Genomic DNA, 23,638 nt, shown 5'->3' on the forward strand with positions numbered 1-23,638 from the left:
GTTCGTTACTGCACCCAGGACTGGGTGATCATCCAATTGAACTGCCGGTTGAACTTGAAATTGCCAACCCGTTTGCTGACGAAGTCAAGCCGCTTCGGCGTGAAGAGGCCGACTGCCGGTGCCTTGTCGGTGACCTGCTTGTCGATTTCGGCCCACATTTTGTCCGCGGCCTTCTGGTCGGTCACGCCGAGATCCAGCGCCCTTTGCATCTTGGCGTCGATGTCCTTGTCGCAGAAGCCGGCGATGTTGATCGAGGCATCCGAACCCTCACGGAAGGAGGCGCAGCTGAACAGGATGTTCAGGAAGTCGGAAGCCGCAGGATAGTCCTTGTACCATTGGGTGACCGACATCTGCACCTTGTTGTTGGTGTTCTGGATGTAGGTGAACTGGATGTTGGACGAGATCAGCTTGACGTCGGCGACATAGCCGATGGTGGTCAGCACGCTCTGCAGGTAGACGCCGATCGACCGCGAAATGGCGGTGTCCTCGACGATAATGGTCACCTTCTGGCCCTTGGTGCCCGACTCCTCAACGAGTTGCTTTGCCTTGTCGAGATCCGGCGCCGACCATTTGGCACCGGGATTCTTGGTGAAGGGGCAATAGTCCTCATGGCCGGGGAAATCCGGCGGCAGGACCTGACAGACCGGCGAGGCCAGCACCTTGCCGCCGAACAGCTTGACCAGCGTGTTGCGATCGATCGCATAGGCAACGGCCTGGCGCGCCTTTTCGTTGTCGAACGGCGCGAGACGGTTGTTGAGGGGTGCATACCACCATGCCGAAAGCGGCGAGATGTGCAGCTGGTCCATGGACTTGCTGCCAAGTTCGCCCAGGCGGTCGCTCGGCAGCGCGTCGAACATCCAGTCCGCTTCGCCGTTCTGGATCGCCGTCACGGCCGCTTCCTCGGAGAGGCCGAAATCATACTGGACGACATCCGGGTAGCCGTCCGGTTGCGCTTCCTCGCTCCACTGCTTGAAGTTCGGGTTGCGCGACACCGTCATGCCCTTGTTGGGGTCGAAGGCGGAGATCATGTAGGCACCGGTGCTGGGAATGGGCTTGGAGCCCATGTCTTCGGCGGGCGTATCCGCCGGCAGCACCACGGCATGCGGCAAGGCAAGCTTGTAGAGGATCTCTGCGTCCGGCTTGGTGAGATTGAGGGTGATGGTTCCGGCCGCTTCATCGCCGACGACGCCGCCGTCCAGCGTGCAGCTTTTGGTATCGGCCAGGCATTTGTCGGCGCCGACAATGCCGGCATAGAAGGTGCCGGAAGTCGGCCCGGAAACCTTGAAGATGCGCTGGAAGGAGGCGACGACGTCCTTGACGCCCATATCCTGGCCGTTGGAGAACTTGATGCCCTTGCGCAGCTTGAAGGTGAAGGTCTTGCCGTCATCGCTGACCTGCGGCAGCGCCTCGGCCAGATCGGGGACGATGGTGAAGCCGTCCATGCCCTCGGCCTTGCGGAAGGCCACCAGGCCGTCATAGATCGGCTGGTACATCTGCCAGCCCTGGTCGGTATAGTTGATGTGCGGATCGAGCGTTCCCGCCGCTGAGCGGGCCAGAAGGCGGATGGTGCCACCTCGGTGCTCCTTGAGATATTCAGCCTGTGCCGGAGCGAGCCACGTGCCGGCCAGCAGTGCCGCGGCTGATGCGGCCAAAAGCAGTTTCTTCATGTCTTGGTTCCCCTTTTCTCAGTTGTCGTTGTCGTCCAGGAAGTCGCCCACCACCCGCATGCACGCGTCCTGCTCTTCGACATGCGGCATGTGGCTGGAATGCTCGAATATCTCCCAGCGCGATCCCTTGATGCCGTCCTTGAAGGGCTGCACGGTCGCGGGCGTGGCCTCGTCGTAGCGTCCGGAGATGATCAGCGTGGGAACATCGACAGCCTGCAGGCGATCGACGATGCTCCAGTTCTTCAGCGTTCCGATGACATGGAACTCGTTCGGCCCGTTCATCAGATGATAGACAGTCGGGTTGCGCACGACCTGGTCGAAGGTCTCCGTCACCTCCGGTGGGAAAGGCACGACCCGGCAGACATGCCGCTCGTAGAACACCATCGTCGCAGCCTGGTAGGCCGGATCTTCCGTCGTGCCGGCCTGCTCGTGCCGGGTCAGTGTCTCCTGCACGTCCCCAGGCAGGTCGGCGCGCAACCGGTTGGCCTCTTCGACCCAAAGCCTCATGGAAGCCGGCGAGTTGGCGATGGTCAGCGACTTCAGGCCTTTCGGCCGCGTCACCCCATACTCGGCGCCCAGCATGCCGCCCCAGCTCTGACCCAGCACATGGAAACCCGCGCGGATGCCGAGATGATCGATCAGGTTTTCAAGCTCGTCGACGAAAAGCCGTGGCGTCCAGAAATCGGCGCCTTTCTCCGGCAGCAAGGTGGAATTGCCGCAGCCCAACTGGTCGTAGTGGACGACGGCGCGGTCCCGTCGGGCGAGATGCTTGTAGGCATCGACGTAGTTGTGGGCGGCGCCCGGCCCGCCATGCAGGACCACCACCGGGGCCTTGTGGGCATCGAGATCGCCAGAAATACGATACCAGGTCTCGTAACTGCCGAACGCGGCTCGTCCCTCCTTGCTAGCGACCTCTGGCGACATCCCGGTTCCCACCACGTTTGAACGCATTTCGTTTCCGTCCCCGACAGCAGGCGCCTAGTTCAGCCTGGTCTGCACCCACTCTTCCAGCATCTGCACGCCGAACGCCGTCGCGCCTTCGCGGCCGAGCGGACGATCCGCGTCGGCCATTTCCTTGCCGGCGATGTCGAGATGCACCCAGGGACGATCCTCGGTGAAATGGCGCAGGAACGCCGCCGCGTAAGGCGCGTCACCGTCTTCCATGTCCTTGGCGTGGTGCCTGATGTCAGCGAAGGGCGATTGCAGGCCCTCGTCATAGGCCTTGTCGAGCGGCAGTTGCCAGAACCGCTCGCCAACCGTTTCTCCGGCAGCGATCATCTGCGACGCCATGGCATCGTCGGTGCTGAAAAGACCGGCAAAGACCGATCCCAGGCCGCGCATCACCGAATAGGTCAGCGTCGCCAGATCGACGATCACCGACGGGTTGAAGCGCGAGGCGGCATAATAGAGGCAATCGGCCAGGATCAGGCGCCCTTCCGCGTCCGTGTCGAACACCTCTACCGTTTGTCCTGACGCCGTGGTGATGATGTCGCGCGGCTTGAGCGCGGTGCCGGACGGCATGTTCTCGGCAATGCCGAGAACACCGACGGCATGCACAGGGCTGCCTTGCCGGGCAAGCGCGATCAGCAGGCCGACCACGGCAGCCGCGCCGCCCATATCGGCCTTCATGTCGAACATCTGCTCGCCGCGCTTGATGCAGATGCCGCCGGAGTCAAAGCACACGCCCTTGCCGACGAAAGCCATCGGTTGGGAAGGAGCCCCCTTGCCGCGATAGCGCAGCACCGCGACGCGCGGCGGCCGCACCGACCCTGAGCCTACGGCCAGGATCGCGTTCATGCCGAGTTCCTTCAGCCGCGCCGGATCGAGTATCTCGACATCGATGCCGGCTTCGCGCAGCGGCTCCAGATGATCGTGGAAATTGTCGGGATGGAGATGGTTCGGCGGCAGGTTGACCAGCGTGCGCGCATATTCGACACCGTCCGCTATGGCATTGATCCGCGCCAGTGCCGGGGTCAGCTCCGCGCTGCTTGGTCCGACCAGCTGTACCCGCAAGGTCCGGTCCGCTCCCGCCCCCTGGCGCCGGTTGCGCATGTCGAAACGATAGCGCCGCAGCCGCATGCCCAGCGCGACGCGCGCCATGATCTCGGCTGCGGGCAGGTCGATGCCATCAATGGGGTCGAGGACAAGCGTCGCGGCGCACTCGCACTTGCCTTCCAGATGCGCGGCAAGCAAACCGCCGGCGCGCGCCAGTGACAGGGCGGTTACGGCCTCGGCCTTGCCAAGGGCCAGGACGATCACCCGCCGGGCCGATAGGCCCTGGGGGGCGATGAGATCGATACAGGCGCCGGATTCGGCCAGGGTGGCCGGATCGGAGCAGGCACGCGACAGGATCCCGCTCATCTCGGCGTCCAGTGCCGCTGCCCGCGGGCCAAAGCCTGCCTGGGCAGTTCGCAAGATCACGACGACTGCGGTTTCCGCGGAAATCCCGTCCGCCGTTTCAAAGACCGGCACTGGCGATTGAGGCATAGACTGGCATTCTCCCATTCGCTGACGACTCCGGCCTCGGCTCAGCGTGCATCGCTTCGCCCGCCAATGGCGAAAACCTGTTGCCAGTCTCTGCCGTTGGTGAATGGTGCCGGAGGCCCCAAAAAATCGTTTTCCGATGGCGACTTAGCCGCTCTTGCCTTTTGGGTAGCGCCGAACAGGCCAGGCGATCAAACGCCAATTTTGCCCAAGTCGATTGACAAAAACTCAACTGACAATTCATGATCGGCCAATGGCCCTACCTTCACTCAATGGCATGCGCGCTTTCGAAGCCGCCGCACGTCTCGGCAGCATCAAGGATGCAGCGGAAGAGTTGCACCTGACACCCTCGGCCATCAGCCGCCATATCCGTGCGCTCGAAAGAAATCTCGGCCAGGATCTGTTCGAACGCGGCTTCCGCCAGATAACGCCGACCATCAGGGGCTCCTACTATGCACGCGGCCTCTCCGAAGCGTTCGAGGCCATCTGGCGCGCCACCGACGACGTCAGCCTCGCCGATGGCCCAAGCCACGGCAGGACCCAGCGCGTCCGGGTCTTGTGCGTCCCGGCGGTCCTGAACCTTTGGCTGGCGGACCGGTTGCCGAACTTTCGCAAGCTGCATCCGACCGTGGAGTTGGAGATCTCGACGTCAGGCAAGCGCGCCAACTTCGATTTGGCCATTGTCGACGAGTTCGTCTACAAGGCCGGCCCGGCCTTGACGCTTTTGATCCCGCTGGTTCTGACGCCGGTCTGTGCACCCTCATTGCTGGATGGGCCTGTGCGGCTGCGATCGCCCGCCGATCTGGTCAACCATCATCTTATCCACGAATGCGAGAGCATGAGATGGAAGCGTTGGCTGGAGCAGGAAGGCGTTTTGGACACTACGCCGAAGTCCAGCACGACGCTGGATGACTGCACGCTGATCATGCGCGAGGCGATCAATGGTGCCGGAATAGCGCTCGCCGATACGATGATGGCACAGGATCTTCTGCAGCAAGGCAAACTTGTTGCGCCGTTTCAGGCCCGCCATACCTATCCGGCCGGCATCTACCTGCATCAGCGCCGCAGCATCGGCAACAAGCCCGGCACCGGCCTGTTTCAGGACTGGTTGTTGTCCGAAGTCGAGGACCACAAGCGGGTCATGGCCATCGCCTAGGCGGAGAAGCGGCACCCGAATTCGAATCACCAGAACTGTTGGTATTCAACTGCGGCCCACCATTGCGCCCCCTCGATAATCGCGGTTCGCATTGAATATCTTTAAGGCCAAAGCCGGCAAATGGATCGGTTGCCGGTTCCCCAACGTCAGGCTTAACCTGCACGGCTATCGCGTGGAGGCGCGTGGCCAATCAAGGGGAGGACATTGCAGTGACCATACAAGGCGCATCGCCTGACCTGTACAACGAGGATCTCGCTCCGGCCAAAGTTCGAAACTGGGGACCATTCTCGATCTTCAACGTCTGGACATCGGACGTCCACAGCCTGTGGGGCTACTATCTCGCCGCCAGCCTGTTCCTGTTCTGCGGCGGCTTCGTCAATTTCATCATCGCCATCGGCATCGGCTCGCTGATCATCTACGCGCTGATGAACATGGTCGGTTATGCCGGCGTCAAGACCGGCGTGCCCTACCCCGTGCTTGCTCGCGCGTCCTTCGGCATCTGGGGCGCCAACATCCCGGCATTGGTGCGCGCCATCGTCGCCTGCTTCTGGTACGGCGCGCAAACGGCCGCCGCCTCCGGCGCCATCGTGGCATTGTTGACCCGCCTGCAATGGTTCGACGAATTCAACAAGACCTCGCATCTTCTCGGCCATTCCACCCTGGAGGTGATCTGCTTCGTCATCATCTGGGCGCTGCAGCTGCTGATCATCCAGAAAGGCATGGAGACAGTGCGCCGCTTCCAGGATTGGGCGGGGCCTGCCGTCTGGGTGATGATGCTGCTCCTGGCCATCTATCTCTGCGTCAAATCGGGGAGCTTCGCCTTTACCAGCGATATTCCGATGGACGTGCTGCGCGAAAAGACCGCCGATGCCGGCATTCCGGGCGATCCCGGATCGTGGACGGCGCTCTTCGGGGTCGCGGCGATCTGGGTGACCTATTTCTCGGCGCTCTATCTCAATTTCTGCGACTTCGCCCGTTACGCGCCGGACAAGGCCGCACTGCGCAAAGGCAACATCTGGGGGCTGCCGGTCAATCTGATCCTGTTCTCACTGGTCGCCGGCGTCACCACCATTGCCGCCTACGACGTCTACCACGAAGTGCTGCTGCATCCCGACCAGATCTCGGCCAAATTCGACAGCTGGTTCCTGGCGGCGCTCGCCGCCCTGACCTTCGCGGTTGCCACGCTCGGCATCAACGTCGTCGCCAACTTCGTCTCGCCAGCCTTCGACTTCTCCAACGTCTTCCCGCGTCAGATCGACTTCAAGAAGGGCGGCTACATTGCGGCACTTATCGCACTTGTGCTCTATCCCTTCGCGCCGTGGGAAGGCAGTGCCGCGCATTTCGTCGGCATCATCGGAGCGACGATGGGGCCGATCTTCGGCGTCATGATGGTCGACTATTACCTGATCCGCAAAGGCGAGGTCGACGTCGAGGCGCTGTATCGCGAGGACGGCGAGTTCCGCTTCCAGGGCGGCTGGCACGTCAATGCCTTCATCGCCGCCGGCATCGGTGCTGTCTTCTCGTCGATATTGCCGAACTTCACCAACTGGCTGCCGTCCTGGTGGGGCGTCTATGGCTGGTTCTTCGGCGTCGCGATTGCCGGCATCATCTACTACGTGCTGCGCACCGCCGCCGTGGGTGCGGGCGCCAAGATAGCGAAGGCCTAAACAAGGGAATAAGGCAGTAGGTGAGTAGGGAAATACTGCCCTACTGCCCTACCATCTCAGCCAATTTGCGCACCGTGTTCCAGTTGCGCGACGTGCCTTTGCCAAGGCGCTTGTGATTGGCGGCCGCAAGCAGCCGCGAGCTTGGCCGTTCGCGCGAAAACACAAGCCATATGTCGCCGCCGATCAGGAGCACCTTCTCGTCCTCGGCGGCATAGGCCTGAAGCCCCGACAGGACATCTTCGGCCACAGGCTTGCGCATCACACGCACCGCGACCTGATCGCCGGCTTCCTCCGATTCGGTTGGGAACGGATTGCGCGAAGCGAGTTTTCGCCAATCTCCAGCGCCACGGACAATGATGTCGACGTGGCGGCCAAAGGCCGTTTCGAAGGCGGCCTCCAGCCGCTTCTCAAGCGTAGCAGTCGCGGTCCTCTCAGCCTCGAAGACCAGGTTGCCCGTCGCCACCAGCGTGCGAACATTCCTCAAGCCGAGGCCTTCCGCCATCGCCTTGAGGTCTGCCATGACGACCCGGCGCCCCTCGCCCAGGATGATGCTGTAGAGGAGCGCGACATAGGTCTGCATGACAGGCTCCGCCCTGGCGGGCGCCTACACCAGGCGAGACTGTTCCACAGCAGCCTCGATGAAGCTGGCGAACAGCGGATGCGGATCGAGCGGCCGGCTCTTAAGCTCGGGGTGATACTGCACGCCGATGAACCAGGGATGGTCGGGATATTCGACCGTCTCTGGCAGCACGCCGTCTGGTGACATGCCGGCAAACACCAGGCCGCAATCCTCCAGCCGCTCCTTGTAGTCGATATTGACCTCGTAGCGGTGGCGGTGGCGTTCGGAAATCTGCGTGTCGCCATAGATCTCTGCGATCTTGGAGCCCTTGGCGAGGTCGGCCTGATAGGCGCCCAGACGCATTGTGCCACCGAGATCGCCGGTTTCCCGCCGCTTCTCCAGCATGTTGCCCTTCAGCCATTCGGTCATCAGGCCGACGACGGGCTCGTTGGTCGGACCGAACTCGGTCGAGGAGGCATGCTCGACACCCGCCAGCGACCGCGCCGCCTCGATGCAAGCCATCTGCATACCGAAGCAGATGCCGAAATACGGCACCTTACGCTCACGCGCGAATTTCGCCGCAAGGATCTTGCCTTCGGAGCCGCGTTCGCCAAAGCCGCCGGGAACCAATATGCCATGCACCTTTTCCAGCCACGGCGCTGGATCCTCCTTTTCGAAGATCTCCGATTCGATCCAGTCGAATTTGACCTTGACGTGGTTGGCCAGGCCGCCATGCGAAAGCGCTTCGATCAGCGATTTGTAGGCATCCTTGAGGCCGGTGTATTTGCCGACGATGGCGATGGTCACCTCGCCTTCGGGGCTGTGGATGCGGTCCGACACCTTCTGCCAGGGCTCCATGCGCGGCTTCGGCGCCGGGTCGATGCCAAAGGCGGCCAGGACTTCCGAATCGAGCCCTTCCTTGTGGTAGGCCATCGGCACGTCGTAGATGTGCGGCACGTCGAGCGCCTGGATGACGGCACTTTCCCGGACATTGCAGAACAGCGACAGCTTTCTGCGCTCTTCCTTGGGAATGGCGCGGTCGGCGCGGACCAGCAGGATGTCGGGCGCTATGCCGATGCCGCGCAGTTCCTTGACCGAATGCTGGGTCGGCTTGGTCTTCAGCTCACCCGCCGTCGGGATGTAGGGCATCAAGGTCAGATGCACGTAGACAGCGTTGTTGCGCGGCAGGTCGTTGCCGAGTTGCCGGATCGCCTCGAGGAACGGCATCGCCTCGATGTCGCCGACCGTGCCGCCGATCTCGCACAGCACGAAATCATAGTCGTCATTGCCGTTGAGGACGAAATTCTTGATCTCGTCGGTGACGTGCGGAATGACCTGCACAGTGGCACCGAGATAGTCGCCGCGCCGCTCGCGCTCGATGATGTTCTTGTAGATGCGGCCGGTGGTGATGTTGTCCTGCTGATTGGCCGAGCGGCCGGTGAAGCGCTCGTAGTGGCCAAGGTCAAGGTCGGTCTCCGCACCGTCATCGGTGACGAACACCTCGCCATGCTGGTACGGCGACATCGTGCCGGGATCGACATTGAGGTAGGGGTCAAGTTTTTTGATGCGTGCGCGATAGCCTCGCGCCTGCAGGAGAGCCCCAAGGGCCGCTGCGGCTATGCCTTTTCCAAGTGAGGAAACCACGCCGCCTGTGATGAATACATATCGCGCCATGGGAGTCATCGCTTAACGCGGCTGGATTGATTCCGCCAGAGAAAAAACCACCGCGAAGGTTTTTTCCCAAGAAGGCGTCGGACCATGATCCCGAAGAGTGGAACCCGGTTTCTCGGACAAACGGTTTCCGTTTGTCCAGGGATCACGACCGGACAGGCTTGGTCGTGAACGAGGCAAAACAAAAGGGCCGGCTGAGCCGGCCCTTTCGGCAGGATGATGGAACCGTCAGATGATGACGACTTTGGTGCCGACCCGGACGCGGCTGTAGAGATCCATGACGTGCTCGTTGATCATGCGGAAGCAGCCATTGGAAGCGCTGGTTCCGATCGACTGCGGCGCGATGGTGCCGTGGATGCGCAGATGCGTGTCCTTCTTACCGTCATAGAGATAGATGGCGCGGGCGCCGAGCGGGTTCTGGCCGCCGCCGGGCATGCCGTCCTTGTACTGCCCGTAATGCTTGGGTTCGCGCTTCTGCATGTCGAGCGTCGGGATCCAGCGCGGCCATTCCTGCTTGTCGCCGACCGCGACCGTGCCCTTGAACTGCAGGCCTTCACGGCCGACCGCGATCGCGTAGCGACGCGCGGTCGAAAACGATTCGACGAGATAGAGCCGGCGCGCGCTGGTGTCGATGACGATGGTGCCCGGCTCATAGCCGGTGAATTCCACATCCTGCGGCACGAATTCCGGCTTCACCTTGAACGGCTTCTTGGCGTCCTTCTGGGCGAGAGCCTGGTCGAGAGCCCGCGTCTCGGGCAGATAGCTGATCGACGAGCCGGACGAGGTGCCGCCGAACAGGCCGGCGAACAGGCCGCGACTCGGCTGCTTCTGGCCGATGACCTCGCTTCGAAGCTCACCATTGTTGCCGCTCAGAGCGACATTCATCGCCTCTGCCGGAAGCGGCTCGGCTGACTGGATTGGTGTGATCGGTTCGATCGGCTCGATGACCTTTGTGGTCTTCTTGGCCGGCTTGGCGTCAGTCACTTCGGCGGTTGCAGAAGCGCTCTTCCCCCTCTTAGCAAGGAAGGCCTGCCGTTCGGCGTCGGCCTTGGCCTTGGCCGCCTCGCGCATCGCCAGCTTCCTGGCTTCGAGCGCCTTGGCCTTGGCGTCTTCCTTGTCGGCGGCGATCTTGGCCTCGATTTTCTTGATCTGGGCGAGATCGTCCGGTGTCGGGCTTTTCTTCTTCTTGAGAGCCTTCAACTGCGCCGCATCGCTCTTGACTGCGACGTTGATTGCGTCGGTTTTGTCGACCGACTGATTGGCGGCCAAATTGGCCGGTACGCCGGCGAAAGCCGGGGAACTCAAGCCGAGTACGGCGCAAAGTCCCAGAAAAATGAAGCTGCGAAGCTGCATGGCGAAGATCCGATCGTTCAATGCTTGTTGCCCACGGCGTCGCCCGGCGTCCCCCAAGGACACCGAAAATGCCGCGCGCAATCTATAGTCGAATAAGCGCGGATGCCTCAAGCACGAGACCACGCTGCTGCCCGTTGAATCTTCGTGATCGCGCAGCATTTGCCGCGACTGTGTTCAAACGATCACAGGTCGCGGTTTGGACCAGATGGAGGTTACTGGTTCGGGACCTGCGGTGCCGCGGGCGCCGTGTTGTTGGTGCCGTTCTTTGCCGGCGGCGTCGCACCAGAGGCGGGCGCGGTGGCCGGTGCTGCCGGCGCAGGCGTCGTCGCCGCGCCATTGCCCGAAGGCGGGGTCGGGGTGGTGCTGCCGGCCGGTGCCGGAGTCGTCGTGCCAGGCAACTGGTTGAGCACGCCCTTCCCGGCGGGGACGCGATCGAGAATATCGATCGGCTTTTCGCCGTAGCGGGCAATGATCGACAAGGTCAGCGACGTGACGAAGAAGGCCGCCGCCAGGATCGCCGTTGCCCGGGTCAACGCGTTGGCGGCGCCGCGCGCCGTCATGAAGCCCGATCCGCCACCAATGCCAAGGCCGCCGCCTTCGGAGCGTTGCAGCAGCACCACGCCGACGAGGGCGAGCACGACCATGAGATGGATGACGATCAGTACGGTTTGCATAGTTTATCCTGGCAAGGCCTTGCCCGGCCGCGGACACGACCGGTGAATTGGAGGCGGCTCAATACAATGCTTTCACGGCATTTCCAAGCCCGTGGCCGGAATATGGGAAGCAACGCGCCCTTTGCAACGAATTTGAACGGGACGAGCCCCGTCCTTCGTTGTGAAACTTAGCCTGAAATGCTGCGATAAGCCTCGGCGATACCGAGGAAATCGGCTGCTTTCAGGCTGGCGCCGCCGACCAGGGCGCCATCGACATTCCTGACGCCCAGCAGTTCCACCGCGTTGGACGGCTTGACCGAGCCGCCGTAGAGAATACGCATCCTGGCGGCAGCGGCACCAAGTTTCTCGGAGAGCTTTTCGCGGATATGCGCATGCGCTTCGGTCACATCGGCCGCGGTCGGCGTCAGGCCGGTGCCGATCGCCCATACCGGCTCATAGGCGATGACGGTGTTGGATGGCGTGGCACTCGGCGGCACCGAGCCGGCGACCTGGCGCGACAGCACGTCGAGCGTGGCGCCCGCTTCACGCTGTTGCTGTGTCTCGCCGATGCAAATGATGGCCACGAGCCCGGCACGCCATGCCGCGGCGGCCTTGGCCTGGACCGTCGCATCGTCCTCGCCGCGTTGTTCGCGGCATTCGGAATGGCCGACAATGACATGGCTCGCGCCGGCATCCTTCAGCATCTCCGCCGAGATGCAGCCGGTGTAGGCGCCGCTTTCCTTGGTGTGGCAATCCTCGCCGCCGGCATGGACCGGCGTGCGCGACAAAATCTCCGCTGCATGAGAGAGCAGCGTCGCGGGAACGCAGACCAGGGCCTCGGTCTCCGCGTCGAGCCCGCTCATGAACCCGTTGCCGATCATCCTGAGTTCGTTCAGCGAAGCGCTGGTGCCGTTCATTTTCCAGTTGCCGGCGACAAGCGGGCGAATTCCTGGCGTCATGGTCTGCTTCTCCGGGCAATATCAGGCTCTGGCCCTCACTACCAAAATCAGGCCACAAAGCAATCGACAGTGGGCCGGAAGGGCGCTATTGCGCTTGTTTCAGACTCGGCGCATGCGAAAATGCGCATAAATCGGAAGTAACGATGCTTGGTATATTGAGAAGCGCGGCGGGTACATGGGTCGCGAAGACATTGCTTTCGCTGCTGGTGGTCAGTTTCGCCGCCTGGGGCATCTCCGGGCGGCTGATGGGCGGCTTTGCCGGCCACGATTCGGTGATAACAGCGGGTGGCACCAAGGTGTCGATCAACGAATACCGCCTCGCCTACGATCGCCAGCTCGCCGTCATGTCGCAGCAGTTCGGTCAGCGCCTCACCCACGAACAGGCAAAGGCGCTCGGCATCGATAACCAGGTCCTGGCTCAGCTTGTCTCCGGCGCCGTTCTCGACGAACAGGCCCGCAAGCTTGGCCTCGGCCTGTCCAAGGACCGGTTGGCCGAATTGACGCGAGAGGACCCGGCGTTCAAGGGCCCAGGCGGCGAGTTCGACAGGAGAACATTCGAGTACATGCTGCGCCAGGTCGGCATGCGGCCCGAGGATTACCTTAAGAACCGCGCTCAGGTGGCGGTGCGCCAGCAGATCGTCGAGGCGGTCTCGGACGGCCTCAAGGCGCCGGACGCTTTCTTCAAGGCGGTCGCGCTCTATCGCGGCGAGGACCGCACTGTTGACTATCTGGTGTTGCCGAAGAAGCTCGTCGAGCCGATCGAGGCACCGAGCGACAGCGTGCTTAAGGCCTATTTCGAGGCCAACAAGAAGAGCTACGCCGCACCCGAGTACCGCAAATTCTCCTATGTCCGCCTCGAGCCGGTGGACATCATGGATCCGACTGCCGTCACCGATCAACAGGTCAATGACGATTACAACAAGAACAAGGCGCGCTACACGACGCCCGAAATGCGCACGATCGAGCAGCTTGTGTTCAAGACACCGGATGCGGCCAAGGCCGCGCTCGATTCGCTCAAGGCCGGCGCCACTTTCGAAAAGCTGGTGACAGCCGAAGGCAAGACCCCGGCCGACACGCTGCTTGGCACGCTGGCCAAGGACAAGATCGCCGACAAGGCGGTTGCCGATGCCGCCTTTGCGCTCAACGCCAATGAAGTCAGCCAGGTCGTTCAGGGGGCCTTCGGTCCGGTGCTGCTGCGCGTTACCGAGATCAAGCCCGAGGTGGTGAAGCCGCTCGCCGAAGTGTCCGACCAGATCCGCAAGGACCTGGCGTTGGGCGAGGCAAGCCGTATCCTTTTGGATGTGCACGACAATTACGAAGACACCCGCGCCTCCGGCAGTTCGCTGGCCGAGGCGGCCGCCAAGCTGAAGCTGAAGGACGTCACCATCGACGCCATCGATCGCAGCGGCCTCAGGCCGGACGGCTCCATCGTCAAGGACCTGCCGGAATCGCCGGCGCTGATCAAGGCGGTCTTTGACGCCGAACCCAAAACCGAAAACGAAGCGCTGACCACGGCCGACAACGGCTTCATCTTCTATGAGGTCGCTTCGATCACGCCGGCTCGCGACCGCACACTTGACGAGGTCCGCCAGAAAGTAGTCGCCGACTGGACGGCGGCTGAGACCACCAAGCGGCTTGCCGCCAAGGCGAGCGAGCTCGACAAGCGGCTCAAGGCGGGCGCCACGCTCGACGTCATCGCCGGCGATCTCAAGCTGGAGAAGCAGACCAAGCGCGGCCTGAAGCGCGAAGCCGACGACGCCGATTTCGGCAAGGAAGGCGCTGCCGTGATGTTCGGCGTCGGCGAAGGCGGCACCGGCTTGATCCCCTCGCCCACCGGCGACGGGCAGATCCTGTTCAAGGTCGCCGAAGTGTTCGAGCCCGCCGGAGCCGATGCCAGCTCGGTGCCGGAGGATGCGCAAAAATCCTTCACTTCCGGCATGTCGGACGATCTGCTCGACCAATTGGTGGCGCAGTTGCAGACGCAGTATGACGTCCGCATCGACCAGGCCGCCGTTGCCCAAGCCTCGACAAGATGAGCGCGCTGAAAACCCATATCGCCAAGGTGGCGGCCGGCACCGCGCTTTCCTTCGAGGAAGCGCGCGAGGCCTTCGACATCATCATGTCGGGCGACGCGACCCCCGGGCAGATCGGCGGCTTCCTGATGGCGCTGCGCGTACGCGGTGAGACGGTCAGCGAGATTTCGGGCGCTGTCGCCACGATGCGGGCCAAGATGCTGCGCGTCGAGGCGCCCGCGGGCGCCATTGATATCGTCGGCACGGGCGGCGACAATTCCCATAGCGTCAATATTTCGACGGGCTCGGCCTTCGTCATCGCCGCCGCCGGCGTGCCGGTCGCCAAGCACGGCAATCGCGGCCTGTCCTCGCTGACCGGGGCTGCCGATGTCCTGATCGCGCTTGGGGTCAAGATAGACATTCCGCCGGAGACGATCGGCCGTTGCATCCATGAAGCCGGCGTCGGCTTCATGTTCGCGCCGGCGCACCATCCGGCCATGAAACATGTCGGCCCGACCCGCGTTGAGCTCGGAACCCGCACCATCTTCAATCTGCTCGGGCCTCTCTCCAATCCGGCTGGCGTCGTCAGGCAGATGGTCGGTGTGTTTCTGCCGGAATGGATCATGCCGGTGGCCGAGACATTGAAGGCGCTGGGCACCGAGCATGCCTGGGTCGTTCATGGCGACGGCTATGACGAAATCACCACCACCGGCGAGACGCAGGTGGCGGAACTGATCGGCGGTGAGATCCGCAGCTTCACACTGACACCGGAAGAGGTTGGATTGAAGCGCCACACCAAGGACGAGCTGCGCGGCGGTGACGCCGCCTACAATGCCAAGGCCTTGCGCGACATGCTGGGTGGTGCTGCCGGCGCCTATCGCGACACCGTGCTGATGAATGCCGGCGCCGGGCTGGTGATCGCGGGCAAGGCGACGACGCTCGGCGATGGCATCGCGCTCGCAGCGCAAGCCATAGACAGCGGCCGGGCGCTGCAGGTGCTCGACCGGCTGGTCGAAATTTCGAACGGGTGAACCGTGTCTGACATTTTGCGCAAGATCGAGGCCTACAAGCGCGACGAGATTGCCGCCGCCAAGGCACGCGTGCCGCTGGCCGAGATCAAGGCGCGGGCGAAGGACGCCGACGCGCCACGCGGCTTTCTTGCAGCCCTTGAGGCGAAGCGCAGATCGGGTCGCTTTGCCCTGATCGCCGAAATCAAGAAGGCAAGTCCTTCCAAGGGGCTGATCCGTGCCGATTTCGATCCGCCGGCACTGGCGCAGGCCTATGAGAAGGGCGGCGCCGCCTGTCTTTCGGTATTGACCGATGCACCGTCCTTCCAGGGCGCGCCGGAATTCCTCACCAGGGCACGCGCAGCCGTCGCCCTGCCCGCGTTGCGCAAGGATTTCCTGTTCGACCCCTACCAGGTCTACGAGGCGCGCGCCTGGGGCGCGGATGCCGTCCTGATCATCATGGCCAGCGTCGACGATGCCTTGGCGAGCGAATTGGAAGCGACCGCATTCGAACTCGGCATGGATGCGCTGATCGAGGTGCATGATGAGGCCGAGACGCAACGAGCGCTAAAACTGTCGTCGCGGCTGATCGGCATAAACAACCGCAATCTGAGAACGTTCGAGACCAGCCTCGAAACCTCCGAGCGGCTGGCAACGATGGTGCCGGCCGACCGCCTGCTGGTCAGTGAGAGCGGCATCTTCACACATGATGATTGCCTCAGGCTGCAGAAGAAGGACATCGGCACCTTCCTTGTCGGCGAGAGCCTGATGCGGCAACACGATGTCACCGCGGCGACCCGCATTCTGTTGACCGGCAAGGCTCTGGCCGAGGCCGTCTGACGATGAAGGCCGCCCTCACCCATCTCGGCGCGCAGGGCGAGGCCAATATGGTCGATGTCGGCGACAAGCAAGAGACGACGCGCACGGCGATCGCCGAAGGGTTCGTCTCGATGCAGCCCGAGACGCTGAAGACCATCCTCGCCGGAAACGCCAAGAAGGGCGATGTGCTCGGCACTGCCCGCATCGCCGGCATCATGGCGGCGAAGAAGACGCATGAGCTGATCCCGCTCTGCCATCCCCTGCTCTTGACTAAGGTTTCCGTCGACATCGAGCCCGACCACGCGTTGCCCGGCCTGAAAGTCACCGCGCTGGCGCGCGTCACCGGCAAGACCGGCGTCGAGATGGAAGCGCTGACGGCTGCCTCCGTTGCCTGCCTGACCATTTACGACATGGCCAAGGCCGTGGACCGCGCCATGATCATCTCCGGTGTCCGCTTGGTGGAAAAGACCGGCGGCAAGTCCGGCGACTACAAGGTTGGCGCCTGATGGCGCTGGTTCCGGTGACCGAGGCGCTTGAGCGCCTGCTGGATGGTGCAGCACCGCTGGCCGGCGAAAGCGTGCCTCTGTTCGAGGCAGTCGATCGGGTGCTGGCGGAACCGGTCGCGGCACTTCGCACTCAACCGCCCTTCAACGCTTCGGCCATGGATGGTTACGCAGTCCGCGCCGCCAATGTGGCGTCCGTGCCGTCGAAACTCTCGGTGATCGGCATGGCGCCGGCCGGGCGTGGCTTTGACGGTTCCGTCGGCGAGCGCCAGGCGGTGCGCATCTTCACCGGCGCGCCACTGCCCGAGGGCGCCGACACCATCGTCATCCAGGAAAACGTCCGCGACCTCGGCAGCGGACGCATCGAAGTGATCGAACCGACGGCGGAGTGGCGCAACATCCGCCGCATCGGCCTCGATTTTTCGAAAGGCGATGTCCTGCTTGAAAGAGGTCGGCTACTCGATGCGGCGGCGCTCTCGCTGACAGCATCGGCCAACCACCCCAGAGTGAACGTGGTCAAACGGCCGCTGGTCGCCATCATCGCTACGGGCGACGAGCTGCTGCCGCCCGGCAGCGAACTCGGACCGGACCAGATCATCTCGTCCAACGCCTATGGCGTCGTCGCTGCCGCGCAATCGGTCGGCGCCCGCGCGCTCGATCTTGGCATTGCCGCCGACCGCAAGGAAGCCATCGCAGCGCTGGTCAAAAAGGCGGTCGCGGCCGGTGCGGATGTCATCGTCACGCTTGGCGGCGCCTCGGTCGGTGACCATGACCTGATCCATGACGTGCTGACCGGCGAAGGCATGACGCTCGGCTTCTGGAAGATCGCCATGCGCCCCGGCAAGCCGCTGATGTTCGGACGCCTCGGCGCTATCAGATGTATCGGCCTGCCCGGCAATCCGGTGGCCAGCCTGGTCTGCTCGCAATTGTTCCTGAAGCCGCTTCTGGCGAGGCTCGGCGGCCGCGATCATCGCCAGGACATCCGTCCGGCGCGGCTGGGCGCCGCAATGCCGGCCAATGATCTGCGCCAGGACTATGTGCGCGCTTTGGTCAGGGAAGACGACGGCGAACTGGTGGCGACGCCGTTCAGCATCCAGGATTCGTCCATGCTGAGGATGCTGGCCGACGCCAACGGACTGATCGTACGGGCGCCATTTGCCCCCGCATCCGCCGCCGGGGATTCTTGCAGCGTTCTAATGTTGCGCTGAAGAGTTATCCCATAACTGACTGATAACAGGACAAAAACGATCTCACCTATTCCGAGATCAAGGTTTGCGTCAGCGCATGCGCCGGATCGGCGAGGCCATCGACAATGTCGTAATGGTGCCGGTCGGGCTCGACCACGCAGCTGGTGGCGGCGCCAAGTCCGGTCCAGATATTGGCCAGCAGCGCATTCTGCCGCAGGAACTCCGAACGCTCGCCGCCGCCGGCCCAGCAGGTGATGCGCGTGCCATCGAGGGGCCGCAGCAGCGCGGGGCTTTCGGCCTGGGCTTCGGCCTCGTCGATTGCCAAAGCGGCGTTCATAGCGGTGCGCATCAGCGGGCGCAGGTCGTGCAGGCCCGAGATCGAAACGACATGACGTATTCGCTTTGCCACATCGGTGGGCAGCGGCGTTGATGTGGTCACCATGCGGCTGGCGAGATGGCCGCCGGCCGAATGTCCGGTCAAGATCAGCGGTCCGTCGACCATCGCCGCCACTTTTTCGATCGCCGCGCCGATTTCACGGACGATGCCGGCGATGCGTATGTCCGGGCACTGCGTGTAGGACGGCATCGCCGCGGCAAAGCCGCTGCCGACAGCGCCCTTGGCCAGATGCGACCAGTCGCTCTTGTCGGACTCCAGCCAGTAACCGCCATGGATGAACACCACGAGCCCCTTGGGCGCGGCGTCGGGAAGGAAAAGATCGAAGCGATTGCGCGGTCGCTCGCCATAGGCGATGTCCAGTCGTGCCCGGCCCGCCGCCGAAAGCGCGTCGCGAAACGCCTGCGCCGGCTCCGCCCAGGCAGCCGGCCAGCGGTCGCTGCCGGCGATATTCGCGCCATTGGCGTAGGCGTTATTCCAATCGGCAATGCGATGTTCGAGCATCCGTACCCTCCCCCAAAAGCGCATCCGTTTGGCGCTAGCAATGGCCGCCACCGTGCCATGCGTCAATGCTCCAGGGCAAAAACATTTTAGGCTTGAAACAAATTTCGACTGGTGCGATCCTGCCCGAAGAACAGCTGACAATGGGAGGTCTGCTGTGCTGTCCAAGCCTGCGGATGCCACCCTTCCGTGGCGTCGACAAACAGGTGTAGCTGGCTGCACGAAGCCTCTCGCGAACGACGGGAACTTCATATCTACCACCTCGGCCGGATGCTTCGCGCACTGGCCAGGCAAGCAAATGGGATGGCGGCGACATGCTTGGGCCTTCAGCGCATATCGACACGTTCACGCGCGATCATCTGCCGCCGCCGGATCAATGGCCGGATTTCCTGCTCGACGGCTTCGATTACCCTGAGCATCTCAACGCCGGCGTCGAATTGACCGACAGGTTGGTCGAGAAGGGCCTCGGCGACCACACCGCCTTGATCGGCAATGGCCGCCGCCGCACCTACAAGGAACTGTCGGACTGGACCAACAGGCTGGCGCACGCGCTGGTCGAGAATTACGGCATCAAGCCGGGCAACCGGGTCCTGATCCGCTCCGCCAACAATCCCGCAATGGTCGCCTGCTGGCTGGCCGCCACCAAGGTCGGCGCCGTCGTCGTCAACACCATGCCGATGCTGCGCGCCGGCGAACTCACCAAGATCGTCGACAAGGCGGAGATCACGACCGCGCTCTGCGACACCAGGCTGATGGACGAGATGACCGCCTGCGCCAAGGACAGCGCCTTCCTGAAGCAGGTGATCGGCTTCGACGGCACCGCCAACCATGATGCAGAGCTCGACCGCGCCGCCCTCGACAAGCCGGTCACCTTCACCGCCGTCAACACCGGCCGCGACGATGTCGCGCTGCTCGGCTTCACCTCGGGCACGACGGGCGTGCCGAAGGCGACGATGCATTTCCACCGCGATCTCCTGATCATCGCCGATGCCTATGCCCGCGAGATTCTCCAGGTGACGCCGGACGACATCTTCGTCGGCTCGCCGCCGCTCGCCTTCACCTTCGGCCTTGGTGGCCTCGCCATTTTCCCCTTGCGCTTCGGTGCCGCGGCCACGTTGCTGGAACAGGCGACGCCACCCAACATGGTCCACATCATCGAGAACTACAAAGCGACCATTTCCTTCACGGCGCCGACCGCCTACCGCGCCATGCTGAAAGCCATGGATGAAGGCGCCGATTTGTCGTCGCTGCGCGTCGCCGTATCGGCCGGCGAGACCTTGCCGGCTCCGGTCTTCGAAGAATGGACCGAGAAGACCGGCAAGCCGATCCTCGACGGCATCGGCGCCACCGAAATGCTGCACATCTTCATCTCCAACCGTTTTGGCGACATGAAGCCTGCATCGACCGGCAAGCCGGTGGGCGGCTATGAGGCGCGCATCGTCGACGACACGATGCGCGAGGTGCCGCGCGGCGAGACCGGGCGGCTGGCGGTGCGCGGCCCGACCGGCTGCCGCTACATGGCCGACGACAGGCAGAAGGAGTATGTGCGCGACGGCTGGAACCTCACCGGCGACACTTTTACCCAGGACGAGGACGGTTTCTTCCATTTCGCCGCGCGTTCCGACGACATGATCGTCAGCGCCGGCTACAACATTGCCGGGCCCGAGGTCGAGGCGGCACTTCTGTCGCATCCCGATGTCGCCGAATGCGCCGTGATAGGCGCCGAGGATGGCGAACGCGGCCAGATCGTCGAGGCGCATGTCGTGCTGGTGCAAGGCGCGGCGGCGGACGCGCTAACCGTCAAGCGCCTGCAGGACCACGTCAAGGCAACGATCGCGCCCTACAAATACCCGCGCTCGGTCAAATTCATCGCCGCCCTGCCCAAGACCCAGACCGGCAAGATCCAGCGCTTCCGGCTGCGCACGGAGAAAATCAATTGAGCGAGCCCTACGATCCGGCCTCCGAAGGCGCACAGATGTCGTTCAAGGAGCGCATGTCCTACAGCGACTATCTGCATCTGGAAAAAGTGCTGGACGCACAGACGCCGCTGTCGTCGGCGCATGACGAGATGCTGTTCATCATCCAGCACCAGACCTCGGAACTCTGGATGAAGCTCGCTCTGCATGAGATCGGCGCCGCCATCCGCTCCATTCGCGCCGACCGGCTCGAGCCGAGCTTCAAGATGCTGTCGCGCGTCGCCCGGATTTTCGAGCAGTTGAACAATGCCTGGGACGTGCTGCGCACGATGACGCCCAGCGAATACACCGAATTCCGCGATGCGCTCGGCCAGTCCTCGGGCTTCCAGTCCTGGCAGTACCGCGCCATCGAATTCATGGCGGGCAACCGCAACCTCGCAATGCTCGGACCCCACAAGCACCGGCCGGACCTCACCGGCAAGCTGGAGGCAATCCTGGCCGAGCCGTCGCTCTATGATGAAGCATTGCTGCTTCTGGCGCGCAATGGGTTCGACATCGGCGCCGACGCCAGACGCACGGACTGGCGCGAGACGCGCAGCGAAAACGAAGAAGTCCTGGTCGCCTGGCAGACCGTTTACCGCGATCCGCAGCGCTACTGGATGTTCTATGAGCTGGCCGAGAAACTGGTCGACTTCGAGGACTATTTCCGCCGCTGGCGCTTCAACCATGTCACCACGGTCGAGCGCATCATCGGCCTGAAGCGCGGCACCGGCGGCACCTCAGGCGCTTCCTACCTGAAGAAGATGCTCGAGGTTGTGCTGTTTCCCGAACTGTGGACGGTTCGCACCCGACTTTGACTTTTTGCTTTGGCGCATTTCCTGTGGGAAAACCGCCAACACTTTTCCTGGAATGCGCTGACCTCTCAGGTCACCGCTGTCTTGACCGCGAAACGCGCTTCCTGCCATGCGCCGGTGCGCAGGATGTCCTCCAGCACCTCGACCGCCCGCCAGACGTCCTTGTAGCTGACATAGAGCGGCGTGAAGCCGAAGCGGATGGTCGACGGCGCACGGAAATCGCCGATCACGCCGCGCTCGATCAAGGCCCGCATCACCTGGTAGCCGTGCGGGTGGAGGAACGACACCTGGCTGCCGCGCGCATTGCCGTTGCGCGGGCCTTCGAGTTCGAGGCCGTAGGCGCCGCATCTGGCTTCGACGAGCTGGATGAACAGGTCGGTGAGCGCGATGCTCTTCTTGCGCACCGCCGCCATGTCGACATCATCCCAGATATCGAGTGCCCCTTTCAGCGCCCGCATCGACAGCACCGGCTGCGTGCCGCACAGGAACCGGCGGATACCGCTGCCGGCCGTGTAGCCTTGTTCAAAAGCGAAGGGCCGCGCATGGCCCCACCAGCCGCTCAGCGGCTGGTGGACATCATCATGATGGCGTTTCGCGGCATAGATGAAGGCGGGCGCACCCGGACCGCCATTGAGATATTTGTAGGTGCAGCCGATGGCGAAATCGGCGTTCGCGGCATCGAGCTCGACCGGCAAGGCGCCGGCCGTGTGGCAGAGATCCCAGACGATCAGCGCGCCGACCTGATGGGCCTTGCATGTCAGGGCGGCCATGTCGCGCAATTGTCCGGTTTTGTAGTTGACGTGGTTGACCAGGATGACGGCGACGCGCTCGTCGATCAGTTCCTCGATGGTGGGCGCATCGACGCCTTCGAGCCGCAGCACCGTGCCCGGCCGCGTCGAGGCCACGCCTTCGGCCATGTAGAGGTCGGTTGGAAAACTGTCGCCCTCGGCGACGATGACCGAGCGATCCGGCCGCATGCCGAGTGCCGCATGCAGCACCTTGTAGATGTTGATCGAGGTCGTGTCGCAGACCACCGTCTGGCCGGAAGCGGCGCCGATCAGCCGTCCGAGCTGGTCGCCGAGCGCCACCGGCATGTCGAACCAGCCGGCGGTGTTCCAGGCGCGGATGAGGTCTTGCGCCCATTCCTGCGTCGCCGCCTTCTGCAGCTCGTTGAAGACGGCGGGCGCCGCCGCACCCAGCGAGTTGCCGTCGAGGTAGATCACGCCTTCCGGCAAAATGAAGCGGTCGCGCATGGCGCGCAGCGGATCGGCCGCATCCATGGCTTCGACTGCTGCGAGATCGAGCGGTGCACGCATGATTTGTGACATTCCCTGGTTGTTTAGGTCCTGATTATTCACGGATGGCTTCGCGGGCCGGCGCGGATCCCCGGCCGCGCTTGAGGCTCGGCAGGGCAAGCATGGCGAGCACGAACAGGCCCGTGGCAAGCTTCAGGTCGGGAGGCGGCATGCCGGCGGCGAGGCAGAACGACACCAGCTGGTAATAGATGATCGCGCCGGCAAAGGGCGCCAGCAGCTGGCGCCAGACCGTCTGCTTGCCGACGACCGCCTCGCCGATCATCAGCGCGGCCAGGCCGTTGATGAGGATACCCAGCCCCATATTGACGTCGGCAAATCCCTGCGACTGCACCATCAGTGCGCCGCTCGACGCCGAAAACGCGCTCGCCAGCCCGACACCGCCGATGGTCGCCGCCCAGACATTGATGCCTTGCGCCTCGGCCATGTCGGGATTGGCGCCGACGGCGCGCACGGCAGTCCCCTTCTCGGTCCTGAAGAACATGTAGAGCGCCGCGAAGACGATGAGCGCGAGAAGGCCGGCGACAACGATCTTGCTGGCCGGAAAACCCGGCCGTGCGAACGGGACCCAGTCGAACACGGTCGGCGAGCCGAAAACCGAGAGGTTGGACTTGCCCATGATGCGCAGGTTGATGCTGTAAAGCATCGTCATCATCAGGATGCCCGCCAGCAGCGTGTGGATGCGGAAGCGCAGATGGATGAAGGCGGTGCAGCAGCCCGCCGCGAAGCCCGCCGCGAATGCGACGACGATGCAGGTCAGCGGCGATACGCCGGCGGCAAGAAGCACGCCGCAGACGCAGCCGCCCAGCGGAAAGGCGCCTTCGCTGGTCAGATCGGGAAAATTCAGCATGCGGAACGGGATCATGATGCCGAGCACGACAAAGGCCAGGATCAGGCTCTGCGCCAGGGTCACCGGCATGATCGCGACAAAGCTGGTGAGAACGTCCTGAATAAAGCCCATGG

20 protein-coding genes are annotated in these 23,638 nt (G+C 63.3%); 9 read left to right on the forward strand and 11 right to left on the reverse strand.

The window, feature by feature from the left end; genetic code table 11:
- Window positions 1-5: 5 nt before the first annotated feature.
- From CK227_RS23450 to CK227_RS23460, 3 genes are read right to left on the reverse strand one after another with little or no spacing between them, the layout of a single operon-like run.
- Window positions 6-1,667, reverse strand: a complete 1,662-nt coding sequence (locus CK227_RS23450) for an ABC transporter substrate-binding protein (RefSeq protein ID WP_095774367.1) — start codon at window positions 1,665-1,667, stop codon at window positions 6-8.
- Window positions 1,668-1,685: 18 nt separating this feature from the next.
- Window positions 1,686-2,591: a proline iminopeptidase-family hydrolase gene (locus CK227_RS23455; protein WP_095774366.1), complete on the reverse strand. Its 906-nt coding sequence runs from the start codon at window positions 2,589-2,591 to the stop codon at window positions 1,686-1,688.
- Window positions 2,592-2,645: 54 nt separating this feature from the next.
- Window positions 2,646-4,154, reverse strand: a complete 1,509-nt coding sequence (locus CK227_RS23460) for a leucyl aminopeptidase (RefSeq protein WP_095774365.1) — start codon at window positions 4,152-4,154, stop codon at window positions 2,646-2,648.
- Window positions 4,155-4,404: 250 nt separating this feature from the next.
- Here CK227_RS23460 and CK227_RS23465 point away from each other — a divergent pair, with 250 nt between their 5' ends.
- Complete coding sequence (locus tag CK227_RS23465; protein WP_095774364.1) at window positions 4,405-5,307, forward strand: LysR substrate-binding domain-containing protein; 903 nt, start codon at window positions 4,405-4,407, stop codon at window positions 5,305-5,307.
- Window positions 5,308-5,516: 209 nt separating this feature from the next.
- A complete protein-coding gene (locus CK227_RS23470) occupies window positions 5,517-6,974 on the forward strand; it encodes an NCS1 family nucleobase:cation symporter-1 (protein WP_020628874.1) in 1,458 nt (485 codons plus the stop codon).
- 40 nt (window positions 6,975-7,014) lie between these two features.
- Here the strand turns inward: CK227_RS23470 and CK227_RS23475 are convergent, their stop codons facing one another.
- From CK227_RS23475 to tpiA, 5 genes are all read right to left on the reverse strand, one after another.
- Window positions 7,015-7,554 carry a DUF1697 domain-containing protein gene (locus CK227_RS23475; protein ID WP_095774363.1) on the reverse strand — a complete coding sequence of 180 codons (540 nt, stop codon included), beginning with the start codon at window positions 7,552-7,554 and terminating at the stop codon, window positions 7,015-7,017.
- A 24-nt stretch (window positions 7,555-7,578) separates the two neighbouring features.
- On the reverse strand, window positions 7,579-9,216 hold the full coding sequence (locus CK227_RS23480) for a CTP synthase (protein WP_095774362.1): 1,638 nt from the start codon (window positions 9,214-9,216) through the stop codon (window positions 7,579-7,581).
- A gap of 216 nt (window positions 9,217-9,432) precedes the next feature.
- On the reverse strand, window positions 9,433-10,557 hold the full coding sequence (locus CK227_RS23485; protein ID WP_095774474.1) for a L,D-transpeptidase: 1,125 nt from the start codon (window positions 10,555-10,557) through the stop codon (window positions 9,433-9,435).
- Window positions 10,558-10,769: 212 nt separating this feature from the next.
- Complete coding sequence (gene secG / locus CK227_RS23490; RefSeq protein WP_095774361.1) at window positions 10,770-11,231, reverse strand: preprotein translocase subunit SecG; 462 nt, start codon at window positions 11,229-11,231, stop codon at window positions 10,770-10,772.
- Between the two features lie 167 nt (window positions 11,232-11,398).
- Window positions 11,399-12,169, reverse strand: a complete 771-nt coding sequence (gene tpiA, locus CK227_RS23495) for a triose-phosphate isomerase (RefSeq protein ID WP_095774360.1) — start codon at window positions 12,167-12,169, stop codon at window positions 11,399-11,401.
- A 143-nt stretch (window positions 12,170-12,312) separates the two neighbouring features.
- Between tpiA and CK227_RS23500 the strand changes: the two genes are divergently transcribed.
- Genes CK227_RS23500 through glp form a run of 5 tightly spaced genes read left to right on the forward strand, consistent with a single transcriptional unit; the run spans window position 12,313 to window position 17,718 of the window.
- Window positions 12,313-14,205 carry a SurA N-terminal domain-containing protein gene (locus CK227_RS23500; RefSeq protein ID WP_095774359.1) on the forward strand — a complete coding sequence of 631 codons (1,893 nt, stop codon included), beginning with the start codon at window positions 12,313-12,315 and terminating at the stop codon, window positions 14,203-14,205.
- On the forward strand, window positions 14,202-15,212 hold the full coding sequence (gene trpD, locus CK227_RS23505; RefSeq protein ID WP_095774358.1) for an anthranilate phosphoribosyltransferase: 1,011 nt from the start codon (window positions 14,202-14,204) through the stop codon (window positions 15,210-15,212). The genes CK227_RS23500 and trpD overlap by 4 nt, the downstream gene beginning before the upstream one ends.
- A 3-nt stretch (window positions 15,213-15,215) precedes the next feature.
- Window positions 15,216-16,028 carry an indole-3-glycerol phosphate synthase TrpC gene (gene trpC / locus CK227_RS23510; protein WP_095774357.1) on the forward strand — a complete coding sequence of 271 codons (813 nt, stop codon included), beginning with the start codon at window positions 15,216-15,218 and terminating at the stop codon, window positions 16,026-16,028.
- Window positions 16,029-16,030: 2 nt separating this feature from the next.
- Window positions 16,031-16,513: a cyclic pyranopterin monophosphate synthase MoaC gene (moaC, locus tag CK227_RS23515; protein WP_095774356.1), complete on the forward strand. Its 483-nt coding sequence runs from the start codon at window positions 16,031-16,033 to the stop codon at window positions 16,511-16,513.
- Complete coding sequence (glp, locus tag CK227_RS23520) at window positions 16,513-17,718, forward strand: gephyrin-like molybdotransferase Glp (protein WP_095774355.1); 1,206 nt, start codon at window positions 16,513-16,515, stop codon at window positions 17,716-17,718. The genes moaC and glp overlap by 1 nt, the downstream gene beginning before the upstream one ends.
- Window positions 17,719-17,764: 46 nt before the next feature.
- Here the strand turns inward: glp and CK227_RS23525 are convergent, their stop codons facing one another.
- Window positions 17,765-18,595: an alpha/beta hydrolase gene (locus CK227_RS23525; RefSeq protein WP_095774354.1), complete on the reverse strand. Its 831-nt coding sequence runs from the start codon at window positions 18,593-18,595 to the stop codon at window positions 17,765-17,767.
- Window positions 18,596-18,906: 311 nt separating this feature from the next.
- Here CK227_RS23525 and CK227_RS23530 point away from each other — a divergent pair, with 311 nt between their 5' ends.
- Both CK227_RS23530 and kynA read left to right on the forward strand, forming a co-directional pair.
- On the forward strand, window positions 18,907-20,532 hold the full coding sequence (locus CK227_RS23530; protein WP_095774353.1) for an AMP-binding protein: 1,626 nt from the start codon (window positions 18,907-18,909) through the stop codon (window positions 20,530-20,532).
- Window positions 20,529-21,365 carry a tryptophan 2,3-dioxygenase gene (kynA, locus tag CK227_RS23535; RefSeq protein ID WP_095774352.1) on the forward strand — a complete coding sequence of 279 codons (837 nt, stop codon included), beginning with the start codon at window positions 20,529-20,531 and terminating at the stop codon, window positions 21,363-21,365. The genes CK227_RS23530 and kynA overlap by 4 nt, the downstream gene beginning before the upstream one ends.
- A 65-nt stretch (window positions 21,366-21,430) precedes the next feature.
- Here kynA and kynU read toward each other — a convergent pair whose 3' ends face one another.
- Together kynU and CK227_RS23545 are read right to left on the reverse strand one after the other, a co-directional pair.
- Window positions 21,431-22,678 carry a kynureninase gene (gene kynU, locus CK227_RS23540; protein WP_095774473.1) on the reverse strand — a complete coding sequence of 416 codons (1,248 nt, stop codon included), beginning with the start codon at window positions 22,676-22,678 and terminating at the stop codon, window positions 21,431-21,433.
- 34 nt (window positions 22,679-22,712) lie between these two features.
- The gene (locus tag CK227_RS23545; RefSeq protein WP_095774351.1) at window positions 22,713-23,636 is read right to left on the reverse strand and encodes an ABC transporter permease; all 924 of its coding nucleotides are present in this window, start codon (window positions 23,634-23,636) and stop codon (window positions 22,713-22,715) included.
- Between the last annotated feature and the right edge of the window lie 2 nt (window positions 23,637-23,638).

Source organism: Mesorhizobium sp. WSM4308 (assembly GCF_002294905.1).
Lineage (GTDB): Bacteria > Pseudomonadota > Alphaproteobacteria > Rhizobiales > Rhizobiaceae > Mesorhizobium.